10 protein-coding genes are annotated in these 18,363 nt (G+C 67.9%); 3 read left to right on the top strand and 7 right to left on the bottom strand.

Annotated features, from left to right (window positions below):
• Positions 1 to 59: 59 nt before the first annotated feature.
• Together C7H84_RS18800 and C7H84_RS18795 are read right to left on the bottom strand one after the other, a co-directional pair.
• Positions 60 to 1,214, bottom strand: a complete 1,155-nt coding sequence (locus C7H84_RS18800; RefSeq protein WP_121860191.1) for a pyridoxal phosphate-dependent aminotransferase — start codon at positions 1,212 to 1,214, stop codon at positions 60 to 62.
• 230 nt (positions 1,215 to 1,444) lie between these two features.
• Complete coding sequence (locus C7H84_RS18795; RefSeq protein WP_121860190.1) at positions 1,445 to 2,113, bottom strand: TetR/AcrR family transcriptional regulator; 669 nt, start codon at positions 2,111 to 2,113, stop codon at positions 1,445 to 1,447.
• 157 nt (positions 2,114 to 2,270) lie between these two features.
• Between C7H84_RS18795 and C7H84_RS18790 the strand changes: the two genes are divergently transcribed.
• Both C7H84_RS18790 and C7H84_RS18785 read left to right on the top strand, forming a co-directional pair.
• On the top strand, positions 2,271 to 3,923 hold the full coding sequence (locus C7H84_RS18790; RefSeq protein ID WP_121860189.1) for an acyl-CoA dehydrogenase family protein: 1,653 nt from the start codon (positions 2,271 to 2,273) through the stop codon (positions 3,921 to 3,923).
• 63 nt (positions 3,924 to 3,986) lie between these two features.
• Positions 3,987 to 5,495 (top strand): AMP-binding protein, encoded by a 1,509-nt coding sequence (locus tag C7H84_RS18785; RefSeq protein ID WP_121860188.1) that lies wholly within the window; start codon positions 3,987 to 3,989, stop codon positions 5,493 to 5,495.
• Between the two features lie 117 nt (positions 5,496 to 5,612).
• On the opposite strand, the gene C7H84_RS18780 is transcribed toward C7H84_RS18785, so the two are convergent.
• From C7H84_RS18780 to hemE, 4 genes are all read right to left on the bottom strand, one after another.
• Positions 5,613 to 6,752: a branched-chain amino acid ABC transporter substrate-binding protein gene (locus tag C7H84_RS18780; RefSeq protein ID WP_121860187.1), complete on the bottom strand. Its 1,140-nt coding sequence runs from the start codon at positions 6,750 to 6,752 to the stop codon at positions 5,613 to 5,615.
• Positions 6,753 to 6,836: 84 nt separating this feature from the next.
• Positions 6,837 to 10,766: a trifunctional transcriptional regulator/proline dehydrogenase/L-glutamate gamma-semialdehyde dehydrogenase gene (putA, locus tag C7H84_RS18775; RefSeq protein WP_121860186.1), complete on the bottom strand. Its 3,930-nt coding sequence runs from the start codon at positions 10,764 to 10,766 to the stop codon at positions 6,837 to 6,839.
• 333 nt (positions 10,767 to 11,099) lie between these two features.
• A complete protein-coding gene (locus C7H84_RS18770) occupies positions 11,100 to 13,361 on the bottom strand; it encodes a primosomal protein N' (RefSeq protein WP_121860185.1) in 2,262 nt (753 codons plus the stop codon).
• A gap of 454 nt (positions 13,362 to 13,815) precedes the next feature.
• Positions 13,816 to 14,910: a uroporphyrinogen decarboxylase gene (gene hemE / locus C7H84_RS18765; protein ID WP_346428386.1), complete on the bottom strand. Its 1,095-nt coding sequence runs from the start codon at positions 14,908 to 14,910 to the stop codon at positions 13,816 to 13,818.
• 149 nt (positions 14,911 to 15,059) lie between these two features.
• On the opposite strand from hemE, the gene C7H84_RS18760 reads away from it, so the two are divergent.
• Positions 15,060 to 15,875 carry a transporter substrate-binding domain-containing protein gene (locus C7H84_RS18760; RefSeq protein ID WP_121860183.1) on the top strand — a complete coding sequence of 272 codons (816 nt, stop codon included), beginning with the start codon at positions 15,060 to 15,062 and terminating at the stop codon, positions 15,873 to 15,875.
• 752 nt (positions 15,876 to 16,627) lie between these two features.
• Here C7H84_RS18760 and C7H84_RS18750 read toward each other — a convergent pair.
• On the bottom strand, positions 16,628 to 18,355 hold the full coding sequence (locus C7H84_RS18750; protein ID WP_121860182.1) for an AMP-binding protein: 1,728 nt from the start codon (positions 18,353 to 18,355) through the stop codon (positions 16,628 to 16,630).
• Positions 18,356 to 18,363 lie beyond the last annotated feature (8 nt).

Here is an 18,363-nt window from a genome sequence, read left to right as displayed (position 1 = left end):
GTCGGTGGCTTTACGTGCGACGTACCCGTCGCCTGCTTGTGTGCGGGTCGCGCCCGCGATTACAGCGAACGCAACCGGCGCGCGCCCTCGATCAGCGTCGCGTCGTCCTTCGAGAAACTGAGGCGGATCACGCCCGCGTCGGTGCCGTCGGTGTAGAACGCCGACAGCGGAATCGTCGCGACGCGTGCATCGCGGATCAGGCGCAGCACGAAGTCGCTGTCGCGCTCGTCCGAGAAGTGCCGGAAGCGCGCGAGCATGAAGAACGAGCCTTCGCTCGGCAGCAGCTCGAAGCGCGAATCGGCCAGTTCGCGCGCGAGCAGGTCGCGCTTGGCCTGGTAGAACGCCGACAGGCCGAGATAGCTTTCCGGCCGCGCGAGAATCTCCGCGAACGCGACCTGCATCGGCGTATCGGCCGAGAACACCATGAACTGGTGCACCTTGCGGATCTCGTCCATCAGCGCGGCCGGCGCGACGCAATGACCGACCCGCCAGCCCGTCACGTGGAACGACTTGCCGAACGACGACACGATCACGCTGCGCTCGGCCAGCTCGCGGTGCCGCGCGACGCTCTGGTGCTGCGCACCGTCGAACACCACATGCTCGTAGACCTCGTCCGACAGCACCACGATGCCGGTATCGCGCGTGAGCTGCGCGAGCCGCTCGAGATCGTCGGCGGAAAACACCGTCGCGGTCGGGTTGTGCGGCGTGTTGACGATGATCATGCGCGTGCGCGGCGTGATCGCCGCGGCCACTTCGTCCCAGTTCACGCGGAAATGCTCGGCCGACAGCTTGATCGCGACCGGCGTCGCGCCCTGCATCCGCACGATCGGCGCGTAGCTGTCGAACGACGGCTCGAAATAGATCACCTCGTCGCCCGGATGCACGAGCGCGCTGATCGCCGCGTAGAGGCCCTCGCTCGCGCTCGCGATCACGGTGACTTCGGTGTCCGGGTCATAGCGCGCGCCGTACAGCGCCTCGGTTTTCTCCGCGAGCCGCTCGCGCAGCAACTTGATGCCGGCCATCGGCGCGTACTGGTTGTGGCCGTCGCGCATCGCGCGCGCGACGCCCTCGACGAGTGCCGGATCGGGTGCGAAATTCGGCGCGCCCTGCGACAGGTTCAGCGCATCGTGCTGAGCGGCAAGCTGGCCGATCACCGTGAAGATCGTCGTCCCGACGTCCGGCAGCTTCGAACGGGGCGTGGTGGCGCTTCGCATGACTTCTCCTCCTGAGGTCCGTCGGGCGTGCCCGCGCGGCGCGCGCAGCCCGGCTCATGGGAAGTGATTTAGCCCCAGCCAATATCGGCGGACAATCGAAAGTTCGTCATGGCGGCCATGCATATTTCTCATGACCATGGATTCAGAAGCCCCGGAGTCATGGTCATACCCCTCGCAAAGCATGCGTATCGGGCATTTCCCTGACACGCGCACGGCCGCCGCGCCGCGCGTCACTCGCCGGCAGCGGCCAGATACGCGCGCAGCGCGGCCTGCAACTCGGTGCGCAACGCGGCGAAGTCGAGCTCGGGGCCGACCGTCAGCAGCGCCTGCGAGAGGCCGCCGTAGCAGACCGCATGCGCCATCCGGGCGATCGCGTCGAGCCGCGCGGCCGGCGGCGGATCCGTGGCGTGCGCGAGCGCGTCGCACCACAGCGCGACATACGCGTCGTAATGCCGGCGGTACGCGGCGAGCGGCGACACCTGCCGCTCCAGCGCGAAGAATGCGCCCCACAGCGCGGCGTCGGCGCCGATCGCATCGACCTGCAGATCGACGAGCGCGGCCGCGAGCTCGGCACGCGGCGCGCCGCGCAGCCCGTGCGCCGCGTCGCGCAGCCGGTCGGCCAGCGCCAGCACGCGCCGATGAATGCACAGCGCGGCGAGACTCTGCTTGTCGCCGAAGTATTCGTAGAAGGTGCCGATGCTCACGCCCGCGACGGCCGCGATCTCGCGGATCGTCGCCTTCGCGTAGCCGCGCTCGAGCAAAAGCTGAACGAACGCCTGCTGGAGCGCGTCGGACGTCGCCTGCGCGCGCGACTGGCGCGGCCGGCGGCGCAATGCGGGCGCGGGTTGCGCCGCCGGCTGGCCGGGCGGCGCCGGAACCTGAACATGTCGCGGCGGCATATTTGCTACTCTGGAATTCAGCGGAAACACGTTTGACCGGGAGCCGGCACGTATGCGCAAGCGCCGGCAGCGCGGCACCCGACGAGCCGAATCGATCGACCGACCAATCGGCCGACCGCACAGCACGCGAGCAGGCACAACCCGCGGAGACCCTCCGATGACCGAAGCGACCCATGCCGTCACGAACCAGTTCGACGAACTGGTCGACTATAACCTCTTCGCCACCGACATCGCACTGCGCGAGGCACTCGTCCGCGCGGGCGCCGACTGGGCCGTGCCGCAACTCGACGCGTACGGCGCGCGGCTCGGCAGCGCCGACACCGCGCGGCTCGCCGACGAAGCGAATCGCCACACGCCGGAGCTGAACGCGTTCGACCGGCGCGGCCGGCGTATCGACCGCGTCGAGTTCCATCCGGCCTGGCACACGCTGCTCGGCATGTACCGCCACGAAGGCTTCGTGTCGCTCGCGTTCCGCGACGCGCGCCCGGGCCGCTGGGCCGCGACCGCGGCCGGCTTCTATCTGCACGGCCAGATCGAGGCCGGCACGCTGTGCCCGGCGACGATGACGCAGGCCGCGATTCCGGTGCTGCAGAAGGAACCCGCGCTGTGGGACCTGCTGCGCGACAAGCTGTACGGCGACGACTACGATCCGCGCGACGTGCCCGTCGCCGACAAGCGCTCGATCTGGTTCGGCATGGGGATGACCGAGAAGCAGGGCGGCTCCGACGTGCGCGCGAACACGACGCTCGCGACCGCGCTCGGCGCGGGCGGCCGCGGCGGCGAATACCGGCTGCGCGGCCACAAATGGTTCTTCTCCGCGCCGATGTGCGATGCGCACCTCGTCGTCGCGCACACCGAAGCGGGCAGCCCATCGTGCTTCTATGTGCCGCGCTGGCGGCCGGACGGCACGAAGAACGCGGTCGAAATCCAGCGACTGAAGAACAAGGTCGGCAACCGCAGCAATTCGAGCAGCGAGATCGAGCTGAACGACGCGTGGGGCATCATGCTCGGCGACGAAGGCCGCGGGATTCCGACCATCATCGAGATGGCCACCCATACGCGACTGAACTGCGTGCTCGGCAGCGCGGCGATGCTGCGCCAGGGTGCCGTGCAGGCGATCGCGTACACGCGCCAGCGCCATGCGTTCGGCCGCGCGCTCGCCGAGCAGCCGCTGATGCGCACCGTGCTTGCCGATCTCGCGCTCGAAAGCGAGGCCGCGCTCGCGCTCGCGATGCGCTTGGCCGATGCGTTCGAACGCGACGACTCGCCGCGCGAGCGCGCGTGGAAGCGGATCGTCACGCCCGCCGCGAAGTTCTGGGTCTGCAAGCGCGCGGTCGAACTGACCGGCGAGGTGATGGAGGTGTTCGGCGGCAACGGCTACGTCGACGACGGCCCGATCGCGCGGCTGTTCCGCGAAGCGCCGGTGAACTCGATCTGGGAAGGCTCCGGCAACGTGATGTGCCTCGACGTGCTGCGCGCGGTGTCGCGCGAGCCCGATGCCGCCGCGGCGCTGTTCGCCGAACTGGCCGATCTCGGCGCCGGCGAACCGCGCATCCGCGCGGCGCTCGACACGCTGCGCGCGATGCTCGGCGCGCCGGCCGACACGCTCGAAGCGTCGGCCCGCGTGTTCGCGCAGCGGCTCGCGCTCGTCGCGCAGGCGTGCCTGCTGCGTCGCGACGCGCCTGCGGCCGTCGCCGACGCGTTCGTCGCGACGCGGCTCGCCGCGCCCGACTGGGGCCGCATCGCGGGCGGCTTCGATCCGCGTGCGCTCGACGTCGGCGCGCTGCTGCAGCGCGCGTATCCGGCCTGACGCCTGCGCCTGCCGACTGCCCGCGTTCCCGCTCATCCGCCACGTCCGCCGCACGGAGCCACAATGAACCTCGTCGCCGCCCTCGATCGCGCCGCCCGCGCGACGCCCGACAAGCCGTTCCTGATCCACGACGACACGACCATCGGCTATGCCGCCGCGCGAGAGCGCTCGCACCGTGCGGCGGCCGTGCTGAGCGCGCTCGGCGTCGGGGCCGGCGACCGGGTCGCCGCGATGTGCCTGAACACGCCCGCGTTCGTCGATCTGATGTTCGGCGCGTGGCGGCTCGGCGCCGCGTTCGTGCCGATCAACCACAAGCTGCAGGCGCCCGAAGTCGACTTCGTGCTCGAACACAGCCGCAGCAAGGTGATCCTGTTCGACGCGGCGCTCGCGCCGGTGCTCACGCGCGTGCTGCACCCGGCACGGCGGCTCGTCACCGAAGGCGATGCGCCGGGCGTGCCGAACTTCGACACGATGTGCGCGACGATGGACGGCGTCGCGGGCATCGAGCCGGCCGATGGGGACGTCGCGCAGATCCTCTACACGTCCGGTACGACCGGCCGCCCGAAAGGCTGCGTGCACAGCCACCGCACGGTCACGTTCGCGGCGATGTCCGCGGCACTCGCGATCGGTATCGGCCGCAACGACCGCACGCTGATGGCGATGCCGATCTGGCATTCGTCGCCGCTGAACAACTGGTTCGGCGGCACGCTGTACGCGGGCGGCACCGTCGTGCTGCTGCGCGAATACCATCCGCTGGAGTTCCTGCTGGCGATCGAGCGCGAGCGCATCACGCTGTATTTCGGTGCGCCGGTGTCGTACACGCTGCCGCTCGACACGCTCGAGCGCTTCGCGACGTTCGACCTGTCGAGCGTGCGCGCGTGGCTGTACGGCGGCGGCCCGATCGGCACCGCGCAGGCCGAACGGCTGATGCACGCGTATCGCAGCAGTGCGTTCTTCCAGGTGTACGGGATGACGGAAACGGGCCCGGCCGGCACCACGCTGTATCCGGACGAGCAGCTCGCGAAGGCCGGCTCGATCGGCCGCCACGGCGGCCCCGGTGTCGACCTGCGGGTCGTGCGCAGCAATGGCGCCGACGCGCTGCCGGGAGACACCGGCGAGATCTGGCTGAAGGCCGACAGCATGATGCTCGGCTATCTTGACGACGACGCCGCGACGCGCGCCGCGTTCGCACCGGGCGGCTGGTATCGCACCGGCGACATTGCGCGCATCGATCAGGATGGCTACCTGTTCATCGTCGACCGGCTGAAGGACATGATCGTGACCGGCGGCGAGAACGTCTATTCGAAGGAAGTGGAGGACGTGCTCGACGCGCATCCGGGCATCGCGGAAGCCGCGGTCGTCGGCGTCCCGCATCCGGAATGGGGCGAGACGGTCGTCGCGCACGTCGTGCTGCGCGCGGGCGCCGCGCCCGATGCCGATGCGCTGCAAGCGTTCTGCGACGAGCGGCTCGCCGCGTACAAGATCCCGCGCGAATTCGTGTTCGTCCAGGCGCTGCCGCGCACGCCGACGGGCAAGCTGCAGAAGTTCCTGCTGCGCACGCGGCGCGAGTAGCGGCGACTCCGGGGCAAATAAAAAAAGCCACCGGACCCGACGGCCCGATGGCTTTTTCGCATCATCGTGCTCCGCTGTAGCGGCGCCCTTCGACGCCGCCCGCGACTCACGTCATGCTTACTTGCCGCCGATGCTCGTCAGCGGCTTCCACTCGCCCTTCTCGACCTTGTACATCGTGATGCCGCCGTTCTTCAGGTCGCCCTTCGCGTCGTACGCGACGTGCGTCGACGTGACGCCGGCCATGTCGGTCTTCGCGAGCACCGGCAGGTACTTCGCCGGATCGGTCGAATCGGCCTTCTTCATCGCGTTGAGCATCGCCATCGCGCCGTCGTACGCGTACGGCGAGTAGGTCTGCACGTCTTCGCCGAAACGCTTCTTGTACTTCTCGGCGTACGACTTGCCGCCCGGCATTTCGTCGAGCGGGAGGCCTGCGAGCGATGCGATCGTACCGTCGGCCGCGTTGCCCGCGATCTTCAAGAACGTCGGCGTCTTCACCATTTCGCCGCTCATCAGCGGTGCGGTGATGCCGAGCGTCTTCATCTGCTTGACCATCGGTGCTGCCTGCGAATCCGCGCCGCCGTAGTAGACGAGGTCCGGCTTCGCCGCCTTGATCTTGGTCAGGATCGCCTTGAAGTCGACGGCCTTGTCGTTCGTGAATTCACGGTCGACGATCGTCGCGCCGCCGGCCTTCGCGGCCTTCTCGAACTGGTCGGCAAGACCCTGGCCGTAGGCCGAGCGGTCGTCGACGATCGCGATCTTCTTCATGCCGAGATCCTTCGACGCGAAGGTGCCCGCCACCGAGCCCTGCTGCGTGTCGGACGTCATCATGCGGAAGGTCGTCTTGTAGCCCTGCTGCGTGTATTCCGGCGCCGTCGCCATCGCGATTTCCGGAATGCCCGCGTTCGCGTAGATCCGCGATGCAGGGATCGTCGTGCCCGAGTTGAAGTGGCCGAGCATGCCCTTGATGCCGTCGTCGACGAGCTTCTGTGCAACGGTCGTGCCGGTGCGCGGGTCAGCCTGGTCGTCCTGCGTCTCGAGCACGAACTTCACCGGCTTGCCGCCGATCTTCGGGGCAGTCGCGTTGAAATCTTCCAGCGCGAGCGCGATCCCGTTCTGCATATCCTTGCCGTAGTGAGCCTGGGCGCCCGTCATCGGCCCTGCGTAACCGATCTTCACGTCGTCCGCGTGAGCCGTCCCCGCCAGCGACATGACAGCGACGAACGTCGCGCCTGCCAGCTTTTTCATCGTGTGTTGCATAGCATCTCCTTGGTACCAGGGTAAATGGAGCGGCTTCGGGATCGCCTTGCCGCTTCCTTTGTTTGATCCGAACGGCAAGGATGGTCAGCCGATCGTCATCAAATTCGCATTGCCGCCTGCCGCGGCCGTGTTCACGCTCACCGAGCGCTCGGTCAGCAGCCGCTCGAGCGCGTAGTCTTCCGCATCGCCGTTCTCGAACGCACCCGCCGACACGCCCTGCACCGACACGATCGGGCCCGGGCGCTGCGCGACGTCCTTCACGAGCGTCTGTAGTTCGTCGCTGTCGCCTTCGAACAGCACCGCGTCGAACGGTGCGTCGGCCTGCTTGCGCACGGCCGCATGCGCCTTCAGCGCAGCCGGCAGCGCGGCCACCAGCGCCTCGCCCGCCGCACCGGCGAACAACGCGCGGTTGCCCGTCGCCAGCACCGCCGCGAACTGCGCGCGCGCGCCGCCCGGCGTCGCAGCGACACACAGCACCGTGCCGCGCGGGCCGAGTGTATACGTGTTTCGCTCGCCCGTCGGGCCGGTCAGCACCGCGGTCGCGCCGGCCGGCACCTGTGCCAGATAACCGTCGCAGCGCGCGGCCAGCACCGGCTCGCGCTGCTCGATCAGCCAGTCGCGCAGCGCGGTGAGCGCCGCCGCCGGCTTGCCGCGTGCATCGCCATCGACCGCGCCGTCCGCGATAAGCGACTCCGCGAGCGAGCGCGGCAGGCCCGACGGACGCGTCGCGAGCAGGCGCTGCAGGTACAGCGCGCCGCCGGCCTTCGGGCCCGTGCCCGACAGCCCTTCGCCGCCGAACGGCTGCACGCCGACCACCGCGCCGATCACGTTGCGGTTCACGTAGATGTTGCCGACGTGCGCGTTCGAGATCACGTGCGCGATCGTCTCGTCGATCCGCGTGTGGATGCCGAGCGTGAGGCCGTAACCCGTCGTGCGGATCTGTTCGAGCAGCTTGTCGAGCTGGTTGCGGCGATAGCGCACCACGTGCAGCACGGGGCCGAACACTTCACGCTTCAACTCGTCGATGCTGCCGATCTCGATCAGCGTCGGCGGCACGAAGGTGCCGTGCGCGCACGCGTCGGGCGTCGGCAGCTGCGTGACCGCGTGGCCCTTTTCCTTCATCGCCGCGACGTGCGCGTCGATCGTCTGCTTCGCTTCGGCGTCGATCACCGGGCCGACGTCGGTCGACAGACGGTCCGGGTTGCCGAGCGCCAGCTCGTGCATCGCGCCCTTGAGCATCGTCAGCGTGCGGTCGGCGACATCATCCTGCAGACACAGAACGCGCAGCGCCGAACACCGTTGACCGGCCGAGTCGAACGACGACTGCATCACGTCCGCGACGACCTGCTCCGCGAGCGCCGACGAGTCGACGATCATCGCGTTCTGGCCGCCCGTTTCCGCGATCAGCGGAATCGGCTTGCCGTCCGGGTCGAGGCGCGCGGACAGCGTCTTGTTGATCAGGCGCGCGACTTCGGTCGAGCCGGTGAACATCACCGCACGCGTGCGCGCATCGGCGACCAGCGCCGCGCCGACGGTCTCGCCCGTGCCCGGCAGCAGTTGCACCGCGCCGGCCGGCACGCCGGCCTCGCGCAGCAGGCGCACGGCCTGGGCTGCGATCAGCGGCGTCTGTTCGGCCGGCTTCGCGAGCACGGTGTTGCCGGCCGCGAGCGCGGCGGCGACCTGCCCCATGAAGATCGCGAGCGGGAAGTTCCACGGGCTGATACAGACCACCGGGCCCAGCGGGCGATGCGTGTCGTTCGAGAATTCGTCGCGGATCTGCGCCGCGTAGTAACGCAGGAAGTCGACCGCTTCGCGGATTTCGGCGATCGCGTTCGCCAGCGACTTGCCGGCTTCGCGCACGATCAGCCCCATCAGCGTGTGCATCTGCGCCTCGAGCAAGTCAGCCGCGCGCACCAGGCAGTCGGCGCGCGCATCGACCGGCGTCGCCTGCCAGATCGGCGCGGCAGCCACCGCATGTGCGAGCGCCGCGCTCACATGTTCGGACGTCGCTTCGCTGACCGTGCCGACCACGTCGCGCTGATCGGCCGGGTTGCGCACGTCGCGCGCCGGTGCGTCGGCGAGCGCGTCGTCGGCGAGCATCGGCGCCGCGCGCCACGGGTGATGCGCGCTCGCGAGCAGCGCGGACGACAGCGACGCGAGACGGTGTTCGTTCGACAGGTCGAGGCCCATCGAGTTGGGACGCTCATCGCCGTACAGGTGGCGAGGCAGCGGGATCTTCGCGTGCGGTGCGCCGAGCGGCACGACCTTCGATGCCTCATCGACCGGATCGGCGACCAGTTCCTTCACCGACACGGTTTTGTCCGCGATGCGGTTCACGAACGACGTGTTCGCGCCGTTCTCCAGCAGGCGGCGCACCAGGTACGCGAGCAGCGTTTCATGCGTGCCGACCGGGGCGTACACGCGGCACGGACGGTTCAGCTTGTCGCGGCCCGTGACTTCCTCGTACAGCGGCTCGCCCATCCCGTGCAGGCACTGGAATTCGTACTGGCCCGGGTAGTAGTTCTGGCCGGCCAGGTGATAGATCGCGGCCAGCGTGTACGCGTTGTGCGTCGCGAACTGCGGGTACACGGCGTCGGGCGCCGCGAGCAGCTTCTTCGCGCAGGCGAGGTACGACACGTCCGTGTAGATCTTGCGCGTGTAGACCGGATAGCCTTCGAGGCCGTCGACCTGCGCACGCTTGATTTCGGTGTCCCAGTACGCGCCTTTCACCAGGCGGATCATCAGGCGGTGACGGCTGCGGCGCGCGAGATCGATCAGGTAGTCGATCACGAACGGGCAGCGCTTCTGGTAGCCCTGCACGACGAAACCGATGCCGTTCCAGCCCGCGAGTTCCGGATCGAAGCACAGTGCCTCGAGCAGGTCGAGCGACAGTTCGAGGCGGTCGGCTTCTTCCGCGTCGATGTTCAGGCCGATGTCGTAGCGGCGCGCGAGCAGCGCGAGCGCACGCACGCGCGGCAGCAGCTCGCTCATCGTGCGGTCCTGCTGCGAGCGCGAGTAGCGCGCGTGCAGCGCCGACAGCTTGATCGAGATGCCCGGGCCTTCGTAGATGCCGCGGCCGCCGGCCGCCTTGCCGATCGCGTGGATCGCCTGTTCGTACGATGCGTAGTAGCGCTGCGCGTCCTCTTCGGTCGTCGCCGCTTCGCCGAGCATGTCGTACGAGTAGCGGAAGCCGCGCGCTTCGAACTTGCGGCTGTTCGCCAGCGCTTCGGAAATCGTCTCGCCGGTGACGAACTGCTCGCCCATCAGGCGCATCGCCATGTCGACGCCCTTGCGGATCAGCGGCTCGCCGCCGCGGCCGATCAGGCGCGTGAGCGCCGACGACAGGCCGGCTTCGCTGTTGGTCGTCACCAGCTTGCCGGTGATCATCAGCCCCCAGGTCGCCGCGTTCACGAACAGCGACGGCGCGTGGCCGACGTGCGAGCGCCAGTCGCCCTTGCTGATCTTGTCGCGGATCAGCGCGTCGCGGGTCGCGCGATCGGGAATGCGCAGCAGCGCTTCGGCCAGACACATCAGCGCGACGCCTTCCTGGCTCGACAGTGAGAACTCGTGGATCAGCCCTTCGACGCCGCCGCCCGAGCTCTTCTCGCGCAACGCCTCGACGAGCGTCGTCGCGAGCGCCTGCGCGTCGGCCTGCAGGTTCGCCGGCAGGCGCGCCTGGCCCAGCAGGAACGGCACGCATTCCGGCTCGGGGCGGCGATACGCGGCCGTGATCGCCGCGCGCAGCACCGATTGCGGCTGCACGTTCTGCGCGAACTCGAGGAACGGATGCGGCGAGTTGTCGTCGTCGTCCGGCGCCTGACCGTCGGCGAGCTCCGTCACACCGCTGTTGCCCGACAGCTCGGGTGGCAGCTGGCCGTGCTCGATCCGCTCGAGATACGCGAAGATCGCCTGCTTGATCAGCCAGTGGGGAGTGCGCTCGAGACGCGCCGCCGCGTCTTTCAGGCGCGAGCGGAGAAGGTCGTCGACTTTGACGCCGAGAGTCGTGCTTGCCATGGTGGGTTCGTGCGCCGGTGCGGGCCCGGCGATAGGGTGTGAGAGGATGCGCGAAATCCTACGGCACGCAATAAAAAGGTGCAACCGAATTGAGAGATTGGTTGCACCCGCAAGTTAGCCAATATAATCAGCCACTTAGATGGTTGCAACCTAGGGGTTGCCCGTGGTCGGCGGATCGGTGTTTTCCCTGATCGGGCCGATTTGACGCGCGTGGGCAACCTTCCGCGTGTAGCGCGGGAGGGGAAAACGGGTTGCACTGGGGGTTGGTTGGCGGTGGTCGGGGGGCGGGTGCTGTGACCGCGTGCTGTCCGGCCCCCGGCCACAATGTTCCGCTCAGATATCCAGCGGATCGACCTCGAGGCTCCACCGCAGCACGCCCTTCAGCGCGCGCAGCTCCGGCTGCCATGCGCGCAGCGCGTGCTGCAGCGCGGCCCGCGACGAACTTTCGAGCAGCAACTGCGCGCGGTGCACGTTCGCCACCTTCACGATCGTCATCGGCACCGCGTCGTAGACGGTCACGCGATCGGCGCCCGGCAGCCCCGGCAACGCGGCCGCGGCCTGCAGCAGGAACGCGAGCGCCGCATCGAGCGTGCGCCCTTCGGCGCGCAGCAGCGCCTGGTAGACGAATGGCGGCAGGTGCGCGTCGCGGCGCTCGCCGAGCTGCGAATTCGCGAAGCCGACGTAATCCTGCCGGCCGAGCGCGTGGTACAGCGCATGACGCGGATAACGCGTCTGCACGAGCACCTCGCCCGGCAGCCCGGCCCGCCCTGCGCGGCCGCTCACCTGCATCAGCTGCGCGAACAGCCGCTCGCTCGCGCGGAAGTCGTGCGAGAACAGCGCGGTGTCGGCATTGAGCACGCCGACGAGCGACACGCGCTGGAAGTCGTGCCCCTTCGCGATCATCTGCGTGCCGACCAGGATGTCGACTTCACCGGCATGGACGTCGGAGAACAGCGCCTGCGCACTGCCCTTGCGCCGCGTGCTGTCCGCGTCGATCCGCAGGATGCGTGCGCCCGGCACGGCCTCGGCGAGCGCCTCCTCGATGCGCTGCGTGCCGCGCCCGAGCGGTGCGATATCGACGTTCCCGCATTCGGGGCACGAGCGCGGAATGCGTGCTTCCCAGCCGCAGTGATGGCAGCGCAACGCATGCTCGGGCTTGTGCAGCACGACATAGGCGCTGCAGCGCGGGCAACCGGCGACCCAACCGCACGCATCGCACGCGAGTTGCGGTGCGTAGCCGCGCCGGTTCAGGAACACGAGGCTCTGTTCGCCGCGCTCGAGCCGCGCTTTCAGCGCCGCGACGAGCGGCCCCGACAGCCCGCCCAGCGACGCCCGCCCGCGCCGCCGCTCCTCTTCGAGATCGATCAGCCGCACGGTCGGCAGCGTCGCGTCGGCCACCGCGCGGCGCGACAGCGTGAGCCGCGTGTAACGGCCCTGCTCGGCCTGCCACCAGCTCTCGAGCGACGGCGTAGCCGAACCGAGCACAACCGGAATACCGAGATGCTTCGCGCGCCATACCGCGAGATCCCGCGCCGAATAGCGCAACCCTTCCTGCTGCTTGTATGCGGGCTCGTGCTCCTCGTCGACGACGATCAGCGCGAGCGTCGGCAGCGACGCGAGCACCGCGAGCCGCGTGCCCAGCACGATCCGCGCGCGGCCCGTGTGTGCGGCGAGCCAGTTGCGCGCACGCTCACCCTCGGCGAGTCCGCTGTGCAGCGTGACGATCGCATCGTCGGCGAGCGTGCCCGCGAAGCGCGCGCGAAACGCGGCCTCGAACTGCGGCGTCAGGTTGATTTCGGGCACGAGCACGAGCGCCTGCGCGTCGGGACGCGCGTCGAGCAGCGCCGCGAGCGCGTGCAGATAGACCTCGGTCTTGCCGCTGCCCGTCACGCCATGCAGCAGGAACGGCGCGAAACCCTGCGCGGCGCGGATCGCGTCGAGCGCCTCGGCCTGCTGGTCGGTGAGCGCCGGCGGCGCAGTTCGTCCACCGGTTGTCGACAGGTTATCCACAGCTTTGGACACAGGCGCATCGGCCCAGCCGATTTCCTCGATCGCGACCCAGCCGCGCGCCGCCCAGTCATCAAGCGTGGCAGCCGCTTTCGGATGCAGCGCACGCGCATCGGGCAACGTCAGCGAATCGGTATCGGCGAGCGCCTGTGCGAGCCGCCGCAGCGCGGCGCCGCGAGCGGGCAGTGCGTCGGGAAGCGCCGCCCGGCCGGCGTCGGTCAGCCGGTAGCGCACCTCGGGCGCGAGCAGCCGTCCCCAACGGTCGGCGTCGCGCAGCGCCTGCGGCAGCGCCGGCAGCGCGACTTCGCCGCGGCCACGCTGGTAATAGTCGGCCGCGAACGACACGAGCGCGAGCCAGTCGGTGGCCAGCGGCGGCAGCTCGGTGCAGATGGCGTCGATTGCCCGCAACCGGGACGGCGGCACGTCGGTGTGAGTCGTTACTTCGCAGACGAGCCCGACGACCTGGCGCTTGCCGAACGGCACCTGGACCAGCGTGCCGGGTTCGGGCGCCGGCTGGACGTCGCAGCGGTAGTCGAACAGCGTGGCGAGCGGATGGTCGAGCGCGACCCGCAGGTAGGTATCGCCCATTACCGCGCTCCGGAGCCGATATCGGTCGGGACCACGCGGACGGCCGGCCCCCGCGCCCGCGTCACGGTGGCGAACTTAAAGTAAAACTTCAGATTCGGCGCTAAGTTTTGGATTCGCATTAGGAATCGCCGTATACCCTGACCAGCCTGTGGATAACTTTGTTGAGAACTCGGCGTTCAACAGCCGCGAAGCGCGCGGGGCCGCGCTTTCCGCTGCTTTGGGCCGCCGCCGGCCGCCCCCCGCGAAGCCTTATTCCATAAGGCTGCTATTCAAATTCCCAAACCATAGCGAGACAATCCGACCGATACAGGGCTCTACCGCGCTGCAACGTGGGAAATGTGTATAAGTCAAGTCTTGACAAGCAAGAAATCGGCAACCGGTGCGGGGTTGCGCCCTGTTTAGTTTCAAAAACGAAACATCGCCATCCCGCAGTGCAGCATGACAGCGCTTGCGCTTAGTCCGCGGCTCCGCTATGGATCTTGCGGCTGTGGCTATGCACTTCGTCGACGAGTTCGGCGACGTGGTCCGGCGACGTGAACTGCGAGATCCCGTGGCCGAGGTTGAACACATGGCCCGGATGGTTGCCGTAGCTGTCGAGCACCGCCCGCGCCTGCTCGCGCACCGCCGCCGGCGGCGCAAACAGGATCGTCGGGTCGAGGTTGCCCTGCAGCGCAACGCGCCCCGCGACGCGTTCGCGCGCGGCGCCGAGATTGACCGTCCAGTCGAGCCCGACCGCGTCGACGCCGGTCGCCGCGATTTCCTCGAGCCACAGCCCGCCGCCCTTCGTAAAGGTGATCACCGGCACGCGCTCGCCGTCGTGCTCGCGCTTGAGCTGCGCGACCACGCGGCGGATGTAGTCGAGCGAGAAGCGCTGGTACGCGCCGTCCGCCAGCGCGCCGCCCCACGTATCGAAGATCATCACGGCCTGCGCGCCGGCTTCGATCTGCGCGTTCAGGTACGCGGCCACGGCCTGCGCGTTCACGTCGAGGATCCGGTGCATCAGGTCGGGGCGCGAATACGCCATCGACTTCACCGTGCGGAAATCGTCCGACCCGCCGCCTTCGACCATGTAGCACGCGAGCGTCCACGGGCTGCCCGAGAAGCCGATCAGCGGCACGCGCTGGCGGCCCTGGCCGTCGGTCAGCGCGCGGCGGATCTCGCGCACGGCGCCCGTCACGTAGCCGAGCGTCTCCTCGATGTCCGGCACCGCGAGCTTCGCGACGTCGGCCTCGGTACGCACCGGATGCGCGAACTTCGGCCCTTCGCCGACCTGGAAGTCGAGGCCGAGGCCCATCGCGTCGGGAATCGTCAGGATGTCCGAGAACAGGATCGCGGCGTCGAGCGGGAAGCGCTCGAGCGGCTGCAGCGTCACCTCGGTCGCGTAGTCGGGATTCTTCGCGAGACCGAGGAAGCTGCCGGCGCGCGCGCGCGTCGCGTTGTATTCGGGCAGGTAGCGACCGGCCTGGCGCATCAGCCAGATCGGCGTGTAGTCGGTCGGCTCGCGCAGAAGCGCACGCAGGAAGGTGTCGTTGAGCAGGGTATGGGCCACGGTAGGAGCGACGTCGCGAGGGCAAACCGGCATTTTACCGGAGCGGAGCCGCCCGGCTGCGTATGCCGACGCGATGGCGGCCATATGACGCGCGCGATGGCTCCGCTATGATCGGACGCTGATATCAAACCGAACGAAGGAGGAGACCGATGAAGACATTCGTCACGCTGACCACGCTCGCCGCCGCCACGCTGTTTTGCTGCACCGCCGCGCACGCGCAGGGTACGCCCGCGGCAGCGCCGGCACCTGTGTCAGCCGCCACCGGCTCGCGGCTCGACGACGTGCTCGCGCGCGGCACGCTGCGCGTCTGCACGACCGGAGACTACAAGCCGTATTCGTATCACCGGACCGACGGGCGCTTCGAGGGCATCGACATCGACATGGCCGAATCGCTCGCGAAATCGCTCGGCGTGAAAGCCGAGTTCGTGAAAACGAGCTGGTCGAACCTGACCAACGACTTCGTCGCCAAGTGTGATATCGCGGTGGGCGGCGTGTCGACCACGCTCGAGCGCCAGAAGCGCGTGTTCTTCACGCAGCCGTACGTGGTCGACGGCAAGACGCCGATCGTGCGCTGCGCGGACGCCGACAAATACCAGACCGTCGCGCAGATCGACCGGCCCGAAACCCGCGTGATCGTGAACCCTGGCGGCACCAACGAGCGCTTCGCGAAGCAGTTCTTCACGCACGCGAACCTCACCGTCTATCCAGACAACGTGACGATCTTCAAGCAGATCCTCGCGGGCAAGGCCGACGTGATGGTGACCGATGCGTCCGAGACGCAGCTGCAGCAAAAGCTGAATCCGGGCCTGTGCTCGGTGCATCCGGACAAGCCGTTCCAGTTCGGCGAAAAGGCGTATATGGTGCCGCGCGGCGACGTCGCGTTCCAGCAGTACGTCGACCAGTGGCTGCACCTCGCGCTGTCGACCGGCGATTACCAGGCGATCTCCGACAAGTGGCTGAAGTAAGCGGCTGAACAAGCCTTCCCGCACGAGCCAACGGCGGCGAAACAACGGACACGGACCGCGTTGCGGCGGGGCTACATGCGACGCTGCGCGTGGTGCCGGCTACTCGCCGGCGATCCGCCGTTACACCTTCTCAGGGGCTCGCGAAGCATGAAATCGCGACGACTGGCCGAATGGCCGACTATCGCCGGCATCGATCACGTTTCAAAATCTTTCCGACGATTGAATCGTCATACGCGGTAACTGCCGCGCGATGCACATTCGGGCGTGTAAATCGGCAATTCATCGATGCCAAACCGCATGAAAAACACATTGCGCGCATCCGATGAAAACTCTGCGGAAAAGATGAGTAAATATGACCATTTTCAGGACCCCGAAAACAGCAAAAAATCCCGGAAAGCCTTATCCGACGGGCGTTACAACCTGAAACACTTTGTTACCGCGACGGGGCATTAATTCGCCCACAATGGGCCTCAACGGTTTCAACACGGATGCGGTCTCGTGTGCCAAGTGTGAGCGGACGCGAAGCGCTGCGAGCCAGTCGGTCACGTACCGAAGCCCTTCCGAGGGGCATCCCTGTTGGAGTCGTTTCCGGCCCCCGCCGGATCCGGTTTCATCTTTGGTCTCCTCGCGCTAACCCCGTAGCGTGTGGTTTTTAGCGGGCTAATAAGCCCGCTTTTTTTCGTCCATTGAAAACGCAGCGAGCCGCATACGACGGCCCGCCGGCCGCCGCATTTTTCCCGCCGCCAAACCGCTCACGCGGTCTTCTGCACGTCGAGCTTCAGTTCGTCGATCATCCGTTCGCGCATCACGAACTTCTGCACCTTGCCCGTCACCGTCATCGGCAGTTCGTCGACGAAGCGGATGTAGCGCGGAATCTTGTAGTGCGCGATCTGACCGTTGCAGAATGCGCGCACGTCGTCCTCGGTCAGCTGCTCGCCTGGGCGCAGCACGATCCACGCACATAGCTCCTCGCCGTACTTCGCATCGGGCACGCCGAATACCTGCGCGCTCTGAATCTTCGGATGCCTGAACAGGAATTCCTCGATCTCGCGCGGATACACGTTCTCGCCGCCGCGAATCACCATGTCCTTCAGCCGGCCGACGATGTTGCAGTAGCCGTCCGCGTCGAGCGTCGCCAGGTCGCCCGTATGCATCCAGCCGTCGATCAGCACTTCGCGCGTCTTCGCATCGTCGTCCCAGTAGCCGAGCATCACCGAATAGCCCTTCGTGCACAGTTCGCCCGTCGCGCCGACCGGCACGACTTCGCCGCTCGGATCGACGATCTTCACCTCCAGATGCGGCTGGATGCGCCCGACCGTCGTCGTGCGCTTTTCCAGCGGATCGTCGGTCGAGCTCTGGAACGACACGGGACTCGTCTCCGTCATCCCGTACGCGATCGTGATTTCCGACAGGTGCATCTGCGACACGACCCGCTTCATCGTCTCGATCGGACACGGCGAACCGGCCATGATCCCCGTGCGCAGCGTCGACAGGTCGAATTTCGCGAAGTCCGGATGATCGAGCTCCGCGATGAACATCGTCGGCACGCCGTGCAGCGCGGTGCAGCGTTCTTCGGCCACCGCCGCGAGCGTCGCGACCGGGTCGAACGCTTCGCCGGGAAACACCATCGCGGCGCCCTTCGACACGCATGCGAGCACGGCCAGCACCATCCCGAAGCAGTGATAAAGCGGCACCGGGATGCACAGCGAATCCTGCTCCGTGAAACGCATCGCCATCGCGATCGAGCGCGCGTTGTTGACCACGTTGCGGTGCGTGAGCGTCGCGCCCTTCGGGCTGCCGGTCGTGCCGCTGGTGAACTGGATGTTGATCGGATCGGTGGCCGCCTGCGACGCGCCGATCGCATCGAGCCGCGCGACGTCGAGCGTGTCGCGGCCGCGCGCCATCACGTCGGCGAAGCGGAACATGCCGGCCGGCGCGACCTCGCCCATCGACACGACCGTGCGCAGGCTCGGCACGCGTGCCGCATGCAGGTCGCCCGGCGTCGCGCTCGCGAGTTCCGGCGCGATGGTCTGCAGCATCTCGACGTACGCCGAGCTCTTGAAGCGCTCGGCCGCGATCACGGCCTTGCAGCCGACCTTGTTCAACGCGTATTCGAGTTCCGCGAGCCGGTACGCCGGGTTGATGTTGACGAGCACCGCGCCGATGCGCGCGGTCGCGAACTGCGTGAGCAGCCATTCGCTGCGATTCGGCGACCAGATGCCGACGCAATCGCCATTCACGATCCCGAGCGCGGCGAGGCCGGCTGCGAGCACGTCGATCTCGTGCGCGAATTCACGCCAGGTCCACCGCACCTGCTGTTCGCGAAACACGACGGCCGGACGATCGGGAAAGCGGCCTGCCGTATCGAGCAGGAATCGGCTGATCGTCGCTTCGGATAGCGGCACGTCGGTCGCGCCGCGCACGTACGACAGTCCGTTTTCGGGCGCGATCAGCGCCCCCTTGCCAAGGTCTGCTGCCATCGATGTCT

The sequence above is a fragment of the Burkholderia sp. Nafp2/4-1b genome (assembly GCF_003635165.1).
Lineage (GTDB): Bacteria > Pseudomonadota > Gammaproteobacteria > Burkholderiales > Burkholderiaceae > Burkholderia.
This window is presented reverse-complemented; position numbering and strand designations above follow the sequence as displayed.